Annotated in this window: 12 protein-coding genes; 7 read left to right on the forward strand and 5 right to left on the reverse strand. The window is 54.2% G+C overall.

All coding sequences use genetic code 11. The features are described from left to right. Positions 1–189: 189 nt before the first annotated feature. Both MRBLPB4O_RS16535 and MRBLPB4O_RS16540 read left to right on the forward strand, forming a co-directional pair. On the forward strand, positions 190–1,572 hold the full coding sequence (locus tag MRBLPB4O_RS16535; RefSeq protein WP_341795932.1) for an MFS transporter: 1,383 nt from the start codon (positions 190–192) through the stop codon (positions 1,570–1,572). A 53-nt stretch (positions 1,573–1,625) separates the two neighbouring features. Next, complete coding sequence (locus tag MRBLPB4O_RS16540) at positions 1,626–2,687, forward strand: hydroxyacid dehydrogenase (RefSeq protein ID WP_341795933.1); 1,062 nt, start codon at positions 1,626–1,628, stop codon at positions 2,685–2,687. Positions 2,688–3,424: 737 nt separating this feature from the next. On the opposite strand, the gene MRBLPB4O_RS16545 is transcribed toward MRBLPB4O_RS16540, so the two are convergent. Together MRBLPB4O_RS16545 and MRBLPB4O_RS16550 are read right to left on the reverse strand one after the other, a co-directional pair. Next, entirely contained in the window at positions 3,425–4,747 is a 1,323-nt protein-coding gene (locus MRBLPB4O_RS16545) for an MFS transporter (protein WP_341795934.1), read from the reverse strand. A gap of 50 nt (positions 4,748–4,797) precedes the next feature. Further along, positions 4,798–7,764, reverse strand: coding sequence for an FAD-binding and (Fe-S)-binding domain-containing protein (locus MRBLPB4O_RS16550; RefSeq protein ID WP_341795935.1), 2,967 nt, complete (start codon positions 7,762–7,764; stop codon positions 4,798–4,800). 348 nt (positions 7,765–8,112) lie between these two features. On the opposite strand from MRBLPB4O_RS16550, the gene MRBLPB4O_RS16555 reads away from it, so the two are divergent. The 4 genes from MRBLPB4O_RS16555 (at position 8,113) to MRBLPB4O_RS16570 (ending at position 11,581) form a co-directional block, all read left to right on the forward strand. Next, positions 8,113–8,898: an SDR family oxidoreductase gene (locus MRBLPB4O_RS16555; RefSeq protein WP_341795936.1), complete on the forward strand. Its 786-nt coding sequence runs from the start codon at positions 8,113–8,115 to the stop codon at positions 8,896–8,898. A gap of 9 nt (positions 8,899–8,907) precedes the next feature. Then, the gene (locus MRBLPB4O_RS16560) at positions 8,908–9,612 is read left to right on the forward strand and encodes a ribonuclease activity regulator RraA (protein ID WP_341795937.1); all 705 of its coding nucleotides are present in this window, start codon (positions 8,908–8,910) and stop codon (positions 9,610–9,612) included. A gap of 39 nt (positions 9,613–9,651) precedes the next feature. Beyond that, positions 9,652–10,590: a dihydrodipicolinate synthase family protein gene (locus MRBLPB4O_RS16565; protein WP_341795938.1), complete on the forward strand. Its 939-nt coding sequence runs from the start codon at positions 9,652–9,654 to the stop codon at positions 10,588–10,590. A gap of 100 nt (positions 10,591–10,690) precedes the next feature. After that, entirely contained in the window at positions 10,691–11,581 is an 891-nt protein-coding gene (locus MRBLPB4O_RS16570; protein WP_341795939.1) for a LysR substrate-binding domain-containing protein, read from the forward strand. On the opposite strand, the gene MRBLPB4O_RS16575 is transcribed toward MRBLPB4O_RS16570, so the two are convergent. The 3 genes from MRBLPB4O_RS16575 to MRBLPB4O_RS16585 form a co-directional block, all read right to left on the reverse strand. Beyond that, positions 11,578–12,486, reverse strand: coding sequence for an AraC family transcriptional regulator (locus MRBLPB4O_RS16575; protein WP_341795940.1), 909 nt, complete (start codon positions 12,484–12,486; stop codon positions 11,578–11,580). The two genes, MRBLPB4O_RS16570 and MRBLPB4O_RS16575, sit on opposite strands and share 4 nt — an antisense overlap. Before the next feature lie 58 nt (positions 12,487–12,544). Next, positions 12,545–13,240, reverse strand: coding sequence for a fumarylacetoacetate hydrolase family protein (locus tag MRBLPB4O_RS16580; RefSeq protein ID WP_341795941.1), 696 nt, complete (start codon positions 13,238–13,240; stop codon positions 12,545–12,547). A gap of 186 nt (positions 13,241–13,426) precedes the next feature. Then, positions 13,427–13,924 carry a helix-turn-helix domain-containing protein gene (locus tag MRBLPB4O_RS16585; RefSeq protein WP_341795942.1) on the reverse strand — a complete coding sequence of 166 codons (498 nt, stop codon included), beginning with the start codon at positions 13,922–13,924 and terminating at the stop codon, positions 13,427–13,429. A 103-nt stretch (positions 13,925–14,027) separates the two neighbouring features. Here MRBLPB4O_RS16585 and fabF point away from each other — a divergent pair, with 103 nt between their 5' ends. Continuing rightward, positions 14,028–15,305: a beta-ketoacyl-ACP synthase II gene (gene fabF / locus MRBLPB4O_RS16590; RefSeq protein WP_341795943.1), complete on the forward strand. Its 1,278-nt coding sequence runs from the start codon at positions 14,028–14,030 to the stop codon at positions 15,303–15,305. Positions 15,306–15,568: the final 263 nt, after the last annotated feature.

A 15,568-nucleotide genomic window follows, 5' to 3' on the forward strand; every position in this document is an offset into this window, starting at 1 on the left:
CAGCACTCTTTCTTCATCGCCACCGAAATGACTTCGGTTTGCCTTGCGTCGTAATCGCAGGGGCTAACGAAGATTCAACCTAGGGTCGCTTAATGAACAGGCTCCCGCCTGAGGGTATGCTTTTGCCATACGATAAGTTAGCGACTTGCTAGAAACCCGCAAACTTTAATAATAAGAGCAGGTGTAAGCATGAAAGACGACATTAGCAATGAAAAACCGTCCAGGTTCCGCTGGGTCGTAGCGGGGCTTTTTTTTCTGGTATACACAGTTGCATCAGCGGATAGAGCGAATTTGGGGGTTGCGCTTCCATTCATTCGCGAAGAATACCCCATGACCAATGCCGAGGCTGGTGCGCTGTTAAGCGTATTCCTGCTTGCTTACGCTTTGGCCCAAATACCTTCCGGTTTCGCCTCAAGTAAATATGGTGTCAGGAAGATATTTTCATTTTCTATGATCGCAACATCGGTGCTGACAGGTCTGATGGGAACGGTCAACTCAGTAATCGGTTTGAAAATATGTCGATTTTTGCTGGGCATAGCCGAAGGACCACTGCCTATCGGGATTGCCGCCACTATTAACAACTGGTTTCCTGCCAAAGAAAAGGGTACTGCTACCGGTATCTTTTTGGCCGCTGTGAAGTTTGGTCCTGTACTGGTACCACCGCTCTGCGTCGCTATTGTCGCAATGTGGGGGTGGCGGGAGATCTTCTACATCTTCGCTATACCCGGGATAATCCTGGCGGTTATGTGGTATTTCTTGGTAAGCAATCAGCCGGCGGAGAGCCAGTTTGTCAACTCCAAAGAGCTGAGCTATATCACTGATGAAACTAATAATGTAATTACTCAGCAAGACAAGACTGATCGCCGGGACTTTACAAAGCTTGACAAATTTATCCGAGTAGCACCGATACAGGCTATAACTTCAAGCAAAGACCTTTTCCGTTCCTGGAACGTAATAGGTTGTTCGCTTGGCTACAGCTTCCAGGTTGGCATTTCAATGATCCTGCTGTCGTGGATTCCCACCTATCTGGTCAGTGTCAAAAACTTCTCCATCATGAACATGGGCTTTGTAGCCGCAGCACCGTGGGTAGGTGCAATTTTCGGTAACCTGCTAGGAGGTATTCTCTCTGACCGCTTACTCGGCAAGCGCCGAAAGCCGGGCATGATGCTTTCTGCCTTGGCTACCGCCGGCATGATGTACGCTCTGATTAACTCCCCGAATGACCCCTTGCTATATGCATGTTTGATGTTTTTGACCGGCACGCTGATTAGCATCGGTTATTCCTCTTACATGGTATATCCCATGGGCTTGGCATCTAAGAAAATATTCCCAGTGGCGAGCTCGATTGTGAACACTGGCGGGCAGCTGGGTGGCGCAGCAGCTCCATTCCTTGTGGGCCTCTTACTGGATAGTTACGGTTGGTCCCAAGTATTCCTCGGTATGGCGATCGCATCTTTTGTAAGCTTTCTCATTCTACTAACTATTAAAGAGCCTGTTCCGGCCACTGCCGCTCATGATGCTGATACTGCACATCAACAGGTTGAATTAAAGCCGTCCAATACGACCAGTTAGAATCCGCATTAAAATCGGACCTGCACCAGACTCGGTAAACAGAGGTATTACAAATGAATGCGACCTTCAAGGCACAAGTGTGCCGCTTAGATCTGTGGATCAACCCGATTTTCGACGAGACGCTGGCTCCCAACGCTAATATCGATCTGCATGTTGCCTCGCGAGATCCACAATGCTTGGAGACGGCAGCTACGCTTGCGCAAAGTCATGCCTACCACGTTTGCGCGGCTAAAGACGATCTACCAAAACGTTGGTGGGTGAATGAAGACCTCATTAAATCGTGTCCTAATTTGCTCTGTGTTTCAGCCGGAGGGGCAGGCTATGACACCGTGGATGTTGATGCGTGCAGCGCCGCAGGGATTCCAGTTGTTAATCAAGCTGGTGCAAATGCGCACTCAGTGGCTGAGCATACGTTCGCGCTTCTACTTTCCGTGATCAAACGCATCGTGGAATCTGACAAGAAGTTGAGGACTGAGTCTGGCTTCACTCGAGAGGACCTGATGGGTGATGAGATTCACGGCTGCACTATCGGAATTGTTGGCATAGGGGAGATTGGTACCCGAACTGCTAAGATTGCTCAAGGCTTTGGCTTGCAGGTGCTTGCATTTGATCCATTCCTCTCCCCTGACCAGATTCGATCCCGAGGCGCGGAGCCGACCAGCCTCGAGCAGCTGCTTCAGCGTAGTGACTTCGTGTCCTTGCACTGCCCACTAAATTCACAAACCAGGCACCTGATTGGCGCGGACGCATTTGCCAGGATGAAACCTGGATCTGTATTTGTGTCCACGGCTCGTGGTGGAATCCATGATGAAGTGGCTCTCTACGAAGCCTTGAAAAGCGGGCACCTTCGCGGAGCAGGACTCGACGTGTGGGAGGTGGAACCTCCATGCCATGAGGCTCCACTTTTAACCCTCAACAATGTCGTTGCGACCTTTCATACTGCGGGCGTGAGCCATGGAGGCCGTCGAAACGTTGCGCGGTCTTCTGCCGAGCAGCTCATCGCTATGCTCGAAGGTAAACGACCTCCACACCTGCTGAACCCTGAGGTCTGGGATCGATTCATAGAACGGCGCTTGGAGATCCTTGGTCACGATGCGCGGGCAGCTGTCATCTAAACCACTACTCCGACGTTCTAAGGACTAATACGACGGTAAACAGCTCAATATTTGGCGGCAACATCAGCGGACTCGGCCGTCTCTCAGCTGAGCTCTATGTGTTTGTCGCCACTTCGTAGCCACATCGTTGGACAGATGGTGTGTGATTTCTCCAGGGTGTCGTAATCCAGCTCATAGTGCTCGAGCTGCTGCGAGAGGCGAGACGAATCACTCATCGGCATAGCTAGCCCACCCTCCTCGATCGCAGGCGGATCTATAAAGCGCTTTAGCCTGTGCTTCCAATGTATGGGGTATTAGCACCGCATGGACATTTCCTATCCATCGGTAACCCGCCGTAGATCACAAACCAAATCGCCTATGAGCGGGCTTCGAAGCAGGTGAGCGTGCTCTTGACTGGTATTCATGTCGACGCCGCTGTGCCACGGCGCGGCTGTAACATGCCCCTGACTGGCCCAGGGCCAACGTCGTCACCGCAACTATATAATGCCGGAGCATTTTTTATGAAGCTGCAGGTCGGTCGCGTACTACTTAACTTCGAAATTAGCTCGCTCTAACTTATTTAGCGTGAAGATGGCTGGAACCCAGCTATCTCATAATTCGCAGGTCGGTAGACAAGGATTGGCAAGCAGGCGTCCAAAAAAAAACCGGGCTAGCGGTGTGGCCCGCTCTCCCGGCATAAGTACAACTCACTGCCAATCTTTTAACTGGATCAGGAAATTTCAGTCGTCGGGCATCTTTCAGGTTTTAGCCATCTGGGGTTGCACTGCAGGCTTTACTTTGGGGCTTCTCCCGCGGTCGGAAACAAAGAATACCGTTAAGATGACTCCGAGTAATGCGATGCCACTTAATACATACAGTCCGCTTTCGAAGCTGCCTGTCATTTCCTTCGCCATCCCGACTAATCCCGGTCCGAAGAATCCGCCAAGGTTTCCTACCGAGTTGATTAATGCGATGCCTGCAGCCGCGCTACTACCACTCAGGTAAAGAGCGGGAAGCGGCCAGAATGGACCTTTGCAGCCCATGATCCCTACTGTAGCTACGCACATAGCCACAATTGCTAAATACGTCCCTGACAACAACGCAGCCGATGCCAGCCCACCTACGATCAACAATAGTGCAACGATAAGGAAAAACTTACGTTTGTTGAACCGATCAGACAGGAAGCCGATCGATACCATACCAACGCATCCAATCAGATAAGGAATCGCGGCTAAATAGCCGATGGCCATACCTGAATATCCCTGCTGCTTGATGATCTGAGGAAGGAACATCGACAAGCCTAGGTTCGCGGCAGTAGTGCAAAAATAGATGACGCAGAGAGCAATGATGGCTGGATTGCAAAATACTTTCCATACAGAGGCCTTGCCATCCAATTGTGGGGGATGGACTTTGCGATCATTCTCGAGTTCACGACTAAGCCAGTCACGTTCAGCGTCCGTGAGCCAGTCCGCTTTCTGAGGCGAATCGGGTAAATACTTCAACACAACCCAGACCAAGAACACACCCGGCAGGCCTTCAATTATGAAAAGCCATTGCCACCCTTTGAGGCCCAGTAAACCGTCTAGCTCCAAAAGTTTGGTAGAAATCGGCGCTCCCAGGGCTAATGCAATTGGGATGGACAACATGAACGTCGAGATGATGCGCGCACGGTACCGGGCCGGAAACCAAAATGTGAGATAGAGGATCACGGCAGGGAAGAATCCAGCTTCTGCGACACCTAGCAGGAACCGTAGGACCAGGAAGCTCTTCGGTCCCTGTACCAAGGCCATGCAGGTAGCGATCAAGCCCCACGTGAACAGAATCCGAGCGATCCAGCGACGCGCGCCTACCCGCGCCATCATCAGGTTGCTTGGCACTTCAAATAGGCAATATCCAATAAAGAATAATCCTGCACCCCAGCCGTAAACTGCAGCACTGAGGCCGATATCGGCGTTCATGGTCAGCGCAGCAAAACCTACGTTTACGCGATCAAGATAAGAAATGATGTACAAGCATATAAGCAGGGGCAGCAGACGCAAGAAAATCTTGCGGGTGACCTGCTTTTCGAATGCAGCGTCCATGGGATGTCCTCTTGTTTTTGTATGACATTGTGATTGGCACACTGGCTCTTTCAGCTAACGTTTTCTACTTCGCTTACCACACTCATCGCTGAAAAAGGTTCGGATTGAGCGCCCGCGCTTTTTTGATGTGCTAAGGCGAGTAGCTGGGCGAGATGCATGACCTCCCGACCAGTGCCCTGACGAATTTGCTCACGGCAACTGAAGCCATTAGTCAGGATCACAGTTTCTTTGGATTGTTTCCGGACTGCAGGTAGTAGCACTTCCTCGCCGACCGCGCGTGATAACTCTTCGTGGTCAGGATTAAAGCCAAACGAACCTGCCATTCCGCAGCAACCGCTATCTAGGAATTGGGCCCGAGCCCCCATCCTCTCCAGCAACAGGCGATCGCCTTTAGCACCAAAAAGAGATTTTTGGTGGCAATGTGTATGAACGAGGACGTCCGCTTCAAAAGTTGGCGGTTGATAGCCAACTTCGACCAAGAAATCTCCGAGTAGACGCGTCTTGCTAGCCAATGCTTGTGCGCGGGGATCATCAGGGAAGAATTTGAGCAGCTCGTCCTTGAAAACGGAGAGACAGCCTGGCTCCAGACCGACCAGTCCGACTACCCCATTTTTCTCATCGACCAGCTGGTCACCTATGGAATCGAGGATGGCCAAAAGCTTCCCACGGGCTTGGTCGAGATAGCCGAAATCATAGAGTGGCCGACCGCAGCACAGTGGACGCTCTGGTAAAACAGGCTCAAAAGCTGCGTGGCGGATTACCTGCGCGGCGGCTATCGCAATTTCGGGATGGAAATGCTCGCAGAATGTGTCGACCCAGAGGATTACACGACCCTTGGGTTTCGGCGCTTCTGTGGTGCGATCTCGTTCGTGCAGTTGGCGAAAACGATGCGGCGCAAAGCGTGGCAGATCACGGCTTTGGGCAACGCCACCTAGTTGCTTGGCGACCCGTTTGATGCCCGGAGTCTGAGTAAAGAAGTTCGCCAGCCACGGCACACGGCCTGCTAATGGTGCCCAGTCGCCGATACGCCCCATTGTCAGTGCTTGGCGCGGACGACGCTGGCTTTCGTAGAAATGCGAAAGGAACTCCGCCTTGTAGGACGCGATATCCGTATGCGTCGGACAGTCACTTTTGCATCCTTTGCAGGCCAAGCATGTGTCCAGAGCTTCTTTGACTTCTTCACTCCGCCAACCATCCTTGACGACATCCCCTTGGAGCATCTCCCAAAATAAGCGAGACCGTCCTCGTGTTGAAAATCGTTCATCTCGGGTAGCCCGATAGCTAGGGCACATTGTGCCGCCTTTCAACGTCCTGCACTTACCAGTGCCCACGCAACGTTCTACTGCGCGCTGGAAGCCATCACCTTCCTGGCTGATGAATTTCAGCTTTGTAATGAGCTCCACAGGCTTGTAGTCAGGGCCCATACGAAGGTTTTCGTCGATCCGATAGGCGTGGACCAGCTTGCCTGGATTCAAACGGTTGCGAGGATCCCAGATCGCTTTGAATTGGTGCAGAGCTTCCATGAGCTCCTCACCAAACATGATCGGCAGAAATTCCGCTTTGGCTTGCCCGTCACCATGTTCGCCCGAAAGTGAGCCGCCATAGTCGACGACTAACTGAGCGGCCTCACGAGTAAAAGCACGAAACTTCTGCACGCCTTCCTCGGTACGCAAATCGAAGGTGATGCGTGCGTGCACACATCCGTCTCCGAAATGACCGAACAATGAGGTGGTATAGCCGTAGCTATCCACCAACGCTTGGAACGCACGCAGGTAGTCTCCTAATCTAGCCGGATCTACTGCAGCATCTTCCCAACCCACCTGTGGATCTGGCACATCCGGGTCGATGGAAAGCTGAGTGGCTGATGCGCCCGTCTCGCGGATCGACCAAATGCGTTTCTGCAAGGCAGCATCAGGAACGATCCAGGTAGTAGGAACCGGCCCCTGAGGGCGGGAGCTGAAATAGTCACTCGCGGCTTGAGCTTTGGCCGTGGCCTGCTCCACCGTGGCCCCCCCGAACTCCATGACTACCCAGGCGTCCCCTCTTGGCAGCAGCGCAATTTCCTCAGCGCGCAGGCCCCGGGCTTGCAGTCCTCGAATGATTCGACGGTCCAGCCCTTCAATCGCTATCGGGTCGAAACGCATGTACTCAGGGACAGCATCCGCTGCCACATAGATATCGTCATACCCAAGTACCAGCACCACCCGCTTAGCAGGGCTTGATACCAAACGTACTTTCGCCGCCAGTGTCACGGCGCACGTGCCCTCACTGCCGACCAACGCACGAGCGACATTGAAGCCGTTTTCAGGAAGAAGTTCGTCCAGGTTATAGCCCGATACCCGGCGCTTGATGTTCGGGAACCGTTGGCGCACCAAGTCCGCGTAGCGGTCACGAAGGTCGCGCAAATCTTTATAGATCTGCCCGCGACGACCGCCCTGAGCGATGATAGATGCGAGCTCATCCTCTGAAGTTGGCCCTACCCAAAAACGCTCACCGTCGTAGGTGATGACCTCCAGCGCCTCGACGTTTTCAAGCGTTTTGCCAGCCATCACGGAGTGAGGACCGCACGAGTTGTTTGCGACCATCCCCCCGAGGGTGCACCGACTATGCGTCGACGGATCCGGGGCGAAGGTGAGCCCGTGCTGCTCAGCAGCATCACGTAGGGTGTCGCATACAACGCCAGGCTCCACTACTGCGGTGCCCAAGACGGGGTCCAAAGAGTGTATTGCATTGCAGTGCATGGAGAGGTCGAAGACAACGGCAGCGTTGACGGTTTGGCCGTTCATCGAGGTTCCGCCGCCTCGGGTGAGCACCGGGGCGTCATGCTTGCGGCAGATTTCAAGTCCCCGAATGCAGTCCTCAATCGTGCGAGGCATAACCACGCCGATAGGCACCTGCCGGTAATTCGACGCATCGTGTGCGTATACGGCTTTGTGCCCATTGTCGAACTGAACTGCTGCGCCCAACGCGCTTCGCAGCTCAGCCTCTAGGGCTCGCCATTTCTCACGGTTGCTCATATCGGAGCCTCACTACAGCTTGTTGTTCTTGTTTGGTTGCTACCGGCGGCAAGTGCCGGGCGTGATTAAAGGCTGACATAGCCCACCCTGAGCGCAAACCGTAAAAAAATCTGTTTATGCATGCAGTTTATGCATGAAGGGATCTGAACTGCCTGAAAGGCGCATGTGGTAATGACATGCAAGAAGGCTTGAACAGCCGATTATTCAGGGCTTAGGAGCCTCAACGCCTAACGATTCATACCGAAAACGCATGTAGTTCATGAGTTATACGCGTTTGTTCGGGAGTTCTTACCTTCCTAACATGCATGGCAGCACCCTATTCAGGGGTGACAGCCAGCGGAGATAACAATGGATCTCGGACTCAAACAAAAAACAGCATTGGTCCTTGGCGGCGGAGGCGGCTTGGGCGGCGCCATCGCTACATCCCTAGCGCAAGAAGGGGCGCGGGTGGTGGTGGCCGACATCAGTCTCGATGCAGCGCAGACCACCGTTTCCGCGCTTGAACAGGCCGGACTGGAGGCATATGCCCTAGAATGGGACCTTGCTCGACTGCAAGATATCAATGACAAGGTCAGCAACATCGAATCGCATTACGGCCCGGTGGATATCCTCGTGAATAACACCGGCGGCCCACCTCCTACTACCGCCCACAGCCAAGATGCGGACCTCTGGACCGCGCACTTCCAGAGCATGGTTCTGTCGGTTATCAAGATCACCGATCGGGTGCTGCCAAACATGCGCAGCCGAGGTTGGGGTCGGATCATCACCAGCACCTCCTCGGGTGTGGTTTCCCCGATCCCTAACCTGGGCGTATCCAACGCACTGCGCCTCTCTCTCGTCGGTTGGTCCAAAACGCTGGCACGCGAAGTTGGCGGCGACGGCATCACCGTAAACATCGTGCTTCCTGGTCGTATCGCTACCGGCCGCATCACCTTCCTCGATGAAGCAAAAGCTAAACGAGAGGGGCGCAGCGTTGAGGAAGTAAGCAAAGAAAGTACTGCAGCAATCGCAGTCGGCCGGTATGGCGAGCCAAAAGAATATGGCGATGTGGTTGCCTTCCTCTCCAGCGTACAGGCCGCCTACCTCACCGGTTCTGTTATCCGTATTGACGGTGGTTTGATCGCTAGCATCTGAGCAAGAGCCATGAATTCGAACGCTATGTTGAATGCTGAACAGCGTGATCAACTGGCCAAAGTACCGACTGCAACCTTGTGCTCGGTACTTTCGAAGCTAGGAGTGACCAACGTCTGGATTCGTCGTGCTAGGCCTTTGCCTGGACAGTCGTCCATGCGGGTAGTCGGAAGCGCTTTCACCTTGCGATTCGCTCCTTCCAGAACTGGGTTGAATCTCACGCTGAATACACGCACTGCCATTGAGTCCATGCCTGAAGGCGTCGTTGTGATTGCTGACAGCAGCGGGATTGATGACGTTGGACTGGTGGGCGACGTTATTGGTCTACGCATGCATCAGCTCGGCGTGCGTGGCCTCGTTACGGACGGTGCAGTACGGGATGCAGAGGGGATTCGGGAAAGTGGTCTCCCTATGTGGTGCGCAGGGCCTTCAGTCCCCTTGCCTGGTGATGGCGTGTTGCTGGTAGGCATGCAGGAAGTCATTAACTGCGGGGGCGTCACTGTATGCCCGTATGACGCTCTCGTCTGTGATGCTGATGGCGCCGTCGTTATTCCCCGCGAGCTCGTCTCCAAAGTGCTTGAGCAAGCTCAGGCGACAGAGCGCTTTGAGCAATGGGTCATGTTAGAGGTTAAGTCGGGAACACCTTTACCTGGCCTCTATCCACCCGATGACGAATCGAAGCGCCGCTACGACCTCTGGTTAAAAGAACAACAATGATCGCTGAGCAGGCCGCGGCCTGGTGGCGGAGGAAAATCTATGAAATTTGATTCCAATGCAAAAGGCGTCTACCCCATTGCGCCAACCCCCTTTCTGGACGACGGTACAATCGATACTCTATCGATTGATCGTATGGTCGACTTTTACAACGAAATTGGATGCACGGGTCTGACCGTACTCGGTCAACTCGGTGAGGCTCCTAAACTCGATTCCGACGAATCGTTGAGCATCGCCAGCCAGGTCATCAAGCGCGCTGGTGACATGCCAGTTATTGTCGGCGTATCCGCTCCGGGCTTTGCGTCGATGCGCACCCTGACTCGTGAAGTTATGGAGCGTGGTGCTGCAGGTGTGATGATCGCGCCACCAAATACCTTGCGCACGGATGACCAGATCGTCAATTACTACGCCCAAGCTGTAGAAGCGATCGGGGCCGATGTGCCATTCGTCCTTCAAGATTACCCCCTTACATTCTCCGTGCAGATGTCGAACTCGGTGATTCGCAGGATCGTCAATGACCTGCCTTCTTGCGTCATGCTCAAACACGAAGATTGGCCTGGCCTGGAAAAAATCAGTGCACTGCGGCGTTTTGAGAGCGAGGGATCGATGCGCCACATCTCCATCCTCTGTGGCAACAACGCACTGTTTTTGGACTACGAACTCGAGCGTGGAGCAGACGGTGCCAATACCGGATATTCCTTCCCGGACATGCTTTGTGACGTCGTGCGTTTGAGCGCCGCAGGCGAGAAAGACAAAGCACACGACTTGTTCGATGCCCACCTTCCTCTGCTGCGTTATGAGCAGCAGCCAGGTGCTGGGCTGGCAGTCAGGAAATACGTGATGATGAAGCGGGGGATTCTGACCAGTGCTGCCCAACGTCGACCTGCAAGTCCGATGTCAGCCACTGCTCGTCAGGAAGTGGATAACCTTCTGCGCCGACTAGCTCGTTACGACTCCAGGGCTCAGGCGACCCTGAGCTAAGCGTTGGCGTCCGGCTGCCTCTACCGTAAAGTGGAGGCAGTAGTCGGTCTCTTGATTCCGACTCTCTTCCCCGCGAAACAGTCGGTGTCAGGAATAATCAATGAACCCTCGCACGCTTAATCCCTCGATGTCTTCCCTTTTGGCTTTCGAGGCTTCCGCGAGGCATGGCAGTTTCACCCGGGCAGCTGAGGAGCTCAGTTTGTCCCAAAGTGCCGTCAGCCGACAGGTCCAGTCGCTTGAAGAGTTGTTGGGCGTAGAGCTGTTTGACAGGGTCGGTCGCCACATCACGCTCACCGATGTGGGTCGTACCTACTCATTAGAAGTAAACGGAGCACTGGCACGCATCCGCGATGCTACGGTGCAAGCTATCGCTTACCGAAGTGGAGGCGGCTCGCTGCACCTTGCCGTCTTACCCGCCTTCGGCAGTAAATGGTTGCTCCCTCGCTTGAGCGACTTCTATGCTCGTTATCCGGAAATCCTGATCCATATCCATTCACGCGTGGGCACAGTCGAGTTTACGGGCACGAGTCTGGATGCCGCAATTTGCGTGGGTGACGGCCTGTGGCACGGCTTGAATGCGCATAAGCTGGTCGACGAAGATCTGGTCCCCGTCGTGGGTGGAGACCAGGAGATTGCCGAACGCTACAAATCGATCGAAGATCTACGCAAAGCCCTGCTATTACGCGTCGCGGCTCGTCCAAACCTATGGCTTGAGTGGTTCAAATGCCAAGGCGCCAAGACAGATCGACTCCGCCTTGGCCCTCATTTCGAATTGACGACCCACCTGATCCAGGCAGTTTCTTCTGGAATTGGTGTTGGCTTGGTACCTAGATTTCTTGTCCGTGATGAACTGGCAAATGGCACGCTGAGGATCCCGTTCGAATCGAATTCACCCACGGGCACCGCTTACTACCTGGTCATCCCCCCACATAAAGCCGCATACCGACCAATGGCAGTTTTTCGCGATTGGTTGATCGAACAGCTGGACTAGTTGGCAGCTTGCTTTTCCCGTCGGAATTGACCTGGTGCCAACCCATGGGCCTTGCGGAAACAGCGCGAAAAATAGCTCTCGTCTGCAAATCCGCAAGCGGTAGCAATCAGGCCTACCGGTTCGTTACTGGTCAAAAGTAAAGTCCTCGCCAGCTGCATTCTTCGCTCGAGTAGTAGCTGCGAGAACGGTTTACCCGTCTCCTTACGTAGCAGGTGAGTCAGGTAGTTAGGTGATAGGAATGCCGCAGCCGCCGCGGCTTTGAGCGAAATCGCAGGATCATGTAAATGGTCATTGATATACGCACGAACGCGACCCAGTGCATCTCGACGCCCCCGCTTGACGCTGTCAGTGCTGGCCAACCTCTGTAGGTCGATTGAGAAAACTTCGCAAACCAGGCCTATCAGTTGCAGCAGATACCCTCTCAATTTCGTGACAGAACCGAAGCTCCGTTGGTTGTTGCACGCGCGCATCAAGTCCAGGAGGGCGTGCACCTCATTGAACTGAGCCTCACTGAATTGGAAGTCGAGGTGCTCTTGGAAGCGGAAGGGGGCGAGTTCCGGGAAAAGCTCTGTGGATAAATCTTCAAGATCGAGCGGGTCGCATGTGACATGCGGCAAGAAGAAATGCTGGCTGAAATTTAACAGCAGGAATTCGCTTTCCGCTGGGTGAGGAATCAGGTGCAAGCGATGAGGGAGAATAAAGGCCAGCGTACGTTGAGGGAATGGGCGAACCGCGCCCCCTATATGCTGCAGGGTGTCGCCACCCAGGTTGATCTGAATCTGAAAATACTCATGCCTATGAGGCTGAGTCAGCGGGGGGCGACCCCGCTGGTCTCGAATATAGAAATCTAGATGATCACTGCGCTGCCGCATTCCATAAGTGAGCACTGGAGGCTTGCTTAACATGGCTGCATCTCTAAAGCAGATGCTCAAATGTAGCGAGCCCAACGTGATCATCCAAGCGTTATGGAGAGCCGATCGTGAAACTCAGGGACGCGATGCCTTCCACCCCGGCAGAAATATGATCACCTTGGCTCAGTGACCCGACTCCCGCTGGAGTACCCGTGAATATAAGATCGCCTGGGCTAAGAATGATCGAGCGCGACGCGTAACTGATGATGTCGCTCACGGACCAGATCTGATCCTGCAGGTCTCCGCGTTGACGTTCCTCACCGTTGACCTTTAGCCAGATCGCGCCTGAATCTGGGTGCCCTACCGCTGTGACTGGTTGCAGCGCTGAGCATGGTGCGGACGCATCAAAGCCTTTAGCCCAATCCCAAGGCCGACCCATTTTTTTGGCAAGTGCCTGAATATCACGCCGCGTAAGGTCGATGCCCACGCCATAGCCCCATACATGGCTCAAGGCATCATCAGCAGCAATCTCAAATCCGCCGGTACCAATCGCTACTACCAGCTCGACCTCGTGATGAAGTTCCGACGTCAACGGCGGATATGGGATTAGCCCTTCAGCAGGTACGACGGCATCATTGGGCTTGGCAAAAAAAAATGGAGGCTCACGATCTGGGTCGTGGCCCATCTCACGGGCATGTTCGCTGTAATTTCTGCCAACGCAGAGCACGCGACGGATGGGAAAGCGGGACGTTGAGCCTTGTACGGCCAGGGACGGAATGACGCTGGGAGCAAACACGAAAGAAGTCATGGGAAGTCCTCCTTAAAGACCTGCTGGCAGTCTGACGAAGCGAGCAACTTTAGAATCGGACGAATCCACGCTTTTCTTGGACTCAGATACGCTCATTCTGAATGCGCAGGCTGAAGCGTCTAGCTCGAACACTTCGCCTCCGGCGGCACAGAGAGAGCGCATGCCGTCAAGGCTCGCAGCACGCTCTCAACTTTCCGTGCGTTCAGCTAAGGACTTAAGCCGCATGCGCATGCCCTCGCTGGCTGCAGGGCCGGCCACAAATTCGCAGGCATCCAAATCAACCGATTGGCGTGTGGCCTCGCTCACCATTTGCGGCTCAAGTACCTCACCAGTTGATCGCGCTATCACCTGGATGCTTGGACCTTCAGGAGCAAAATGTTTGTTTCCCCACGCCACGAGTGCTGCCAGAACGATCTTCAAATCGCGGCCCTTCTCGGTGGGTACGTACTCATAGCGTAAGGGCTTTTCGCAGTAAGCCCGCCGTTCAAGCAACCCAGCTTCCACAAGGGCTCCGAGGCGCCTAGTCAGGGTATTGGGCGGGATTCCCAAGCTGCGTGAGAACTCGTCGAAGCGTGTAAACCCCTGCAGCGCGTCCCTCATGATCAACATGCTCCACCACTCGCCAACGCGCTCCAGTCCCTGGGCGATGGGGCATTCAGAACGCTCGAACGTTTTGTGTTGCATTTGAAATGTCCTGGGGGGTAGGGAAAAATTCTGCCACCTGTTACTTTCATAATGATAGTGGCGTCAACCTAGGGATTCTACCAAACGCAGAAGGTAAAAAAGTATGAGCAGACGAATAGTGGTAACCGGAATGGGTGCTGTCTCGCCGCTTGGCTGCGGCGTGGAAGCAGTCTGGAGCAGGCTTCTCTCGGGTAGATCTGGGATTAGCACGCTTCCTGAGGACCTGATCGGTGATCTCTCAGTTCGGATTGGCGGCCAAGTACCAGACTGTACGCAGGACCCTGAGGCTGGATTTGATCCAGATTCGGTGGTCTCGCCGAAGGAACAGCGGAAGATGGATCGTTTCATTCTGTTTGCACTTGCCGCCGCCGATGAGGCGTTACAACAGTCCGGTTGGCACCCTGTTACCGCCGAAGAAAAAGAGCGCACTGCGACGATCATAGCCTCCGGAATCGGCGGTTTTCCTGCGATCGCGGATGCGGTCAGGACGACAGACAGCAAGGGTCCAAAACGCTTATCGCCATTCACGATCCCATCTTTTTTATGCAACTTGGCTGCTGGACACATTGCCATCAAACATCAGCTTAAAGGCCCCTTGGGAGCTCCCGTCACGGCATGCGCTGCAGGGGTTCAAGCGATAGGTGATGCGGCAAGAATGATCCGGGCGGGTGAAGTCGACGTGGCCGTCTGTGGTGGGGCTGAGGCTGCGATCCATCGTGTGAGCATGGCTGGATTTGCCGCCGCTCGTGCTCTGTCCTCTTCCTTCAATGACGATCCAACATGCGCTTCGCGTCCGTTTGACCAAGCACGCGACGGATTTGTCATGGGGGAAGGAGCTGGCGTTCTGGTAATCGAAGATTTGGAACATGCCCTGGCCCGCGGAGCTAAGCCAATCGCAGAATTGGTAGGCTATGGAACGTCATCCGATGCTTACCACATCACCTCCGGTCCAGAAGACGCTGACGGTGCTCGTAGGTCAATGCTGCAGGCCCTTAAGCAGGGCGGTGTACAACCAAATCAGGTGCAGCACCTAAATGCTCACGCCACCTCCACCCCGGTTGGCGACAAAGGGGAGCTGACTGCAATCAGAGCAGTATTTGGAGAATCGCAGGGCCTCGCCATCAGCGCCACTAAATCGGCAACAGGGCATTTGCTGGGTGCGGCGGGAGGAATAGAAGCGATATTCACCGTCCTCGCGTTACGCGATCAAGTTGCACCCGCAACCCTAAATCTTGAGGAGTCTGATGACTTGGCTCAGGGACTGCAGATAGTAAAAGGCAGCCCCTCATCCATGGCGATTGAATACGCGTTGTCAAATGGATTTGGATTCGGAGGCGTGAACGCTTCTCTGCTTTTCCGCCGGTGGGAAGCGGAATCGTAGGGTGCTCAACCCAAAGCGGCCAGCGGCATAAGGAATTGTCGCTAACATTTTGATCACCACCTCGCAAGCCGGTGGGCAACTGCCGGCAGCTCGAGCAATAACCAGGAATGCTGCTGTCTCCGTGGCCCAGCTGTAGGCCGGAGGCGTTCACTATCAGCTCATGGATTGGGCTATTTGCAATGTTTGGGTCCAATCGATTTGTTCGAGGACCGGCCTGGCGGTATCGGTAGAATGCAGAACAGCGAACATGATTCCACGGTGAA

Origin of the sequence: Pseudomonas sp. LPB4.O (assembly GCF_038383825.1) — a bacterium.
Taxonomy (GTDB): Bacteria; Pseudomonadota; Gammaproteobacteria; order Pseudomonadales; family Pseudomonadaceae; genus Aquipseudomonas; species Aquipseudomonas putida.

Excerpts from the sequence above, each read along its gene's own strand:
- MRBLPB4O_RS16535 (WP_341795932.1), top strand. The coding sequence starts at position 190 with ATGAAAGACGACATTAGCAATGAAAAACCGTCCAGGTTCCGCTGGGTC.
- MRBLPB4O_RS16540 (WP_341795933.1), top strand. The coding sequence starts at position 1,626 with ATGAATGCGACCTTCAAGGCACAAGTGTGCCGCTTAGATCTGTGGATC.
- MRBLPB4O_RS16545 (WP_341795934.1), bottom strand. The coding sequence starts at position 4,747 with ATGGACGCTGCATTCGAAAAGCAGGTCACCCGCAAGATTTTCTTGCGT.
- MRBLPB4O_RS16550 (WP_341795935.1), bottom strand. The coding sequence starts at position 7,764 with ATGAGCAACCGTGAGAAATGGCGAGCCCTAGAGGCTGAGCTGCGAAGC.
- MRBLPB4O_RS16555 (WP_341795936.1), top strand. The coding sequence starts at position 8,113 with ATGGATCTCGGACTCAAACAAAAAACAGCATTGGTCCTTGGCGGCGGA.
- MRBLPB4O_RS16560 (WP_341795937.1), top strand. The coding sequence starts at position 8,908 with ATGAATTCGAACGCTATGTTGAATGCTGAACAGCGTGATCAACTGGCC.
- MRBLPB4O_RS16565 (WP_341795938.1), top strand. The coding sequence starts at position 9,652 with ATGAAATTTGATTCCAATGCAAAAGGCGTCTACCCCATTGCGCCAACC.
- MRBLPB4O_RS16570 (WP_341795939.1), top strand. The coding sequence starts at position 10,691 with ATGAACCCTCGCACGCTTAATCCCTCGATGTCTTCCCTTTTGGCTTTC.
- MRBLPB4O_RS16575 (WP_341795940.1), bottom strand. The coding sequence starts at position 12,486 with ATGTTAAGCAAGCCTCCAGTGCTCACTTATGGAATGCGGCAGCGCAGT.
- MRBLPB4O_RS16580 (WP_341795941.1), bottom strand. The coding sequence starts at position 13,240 with ATGACTTCTTTCGTGTTTGCTCCCAGCGTCATTCCGTCCCTGGCCGTA.
- MRBLPB4O_RS16585 (WP_341795942.1), bottom strand. The coding sequence starts at position 13,924 with ATGCAACACAAAACGTTCGAGCGTTCTGAATGCCCCATCGCCCAGGGA.
- fabF (WP_341795943.1), top strand. The coding sequence starts at position 14,028 with ATGAGCAGACGAATAGTGGTAACCGGAATGGGTGCTGTCTCGCCGCTT.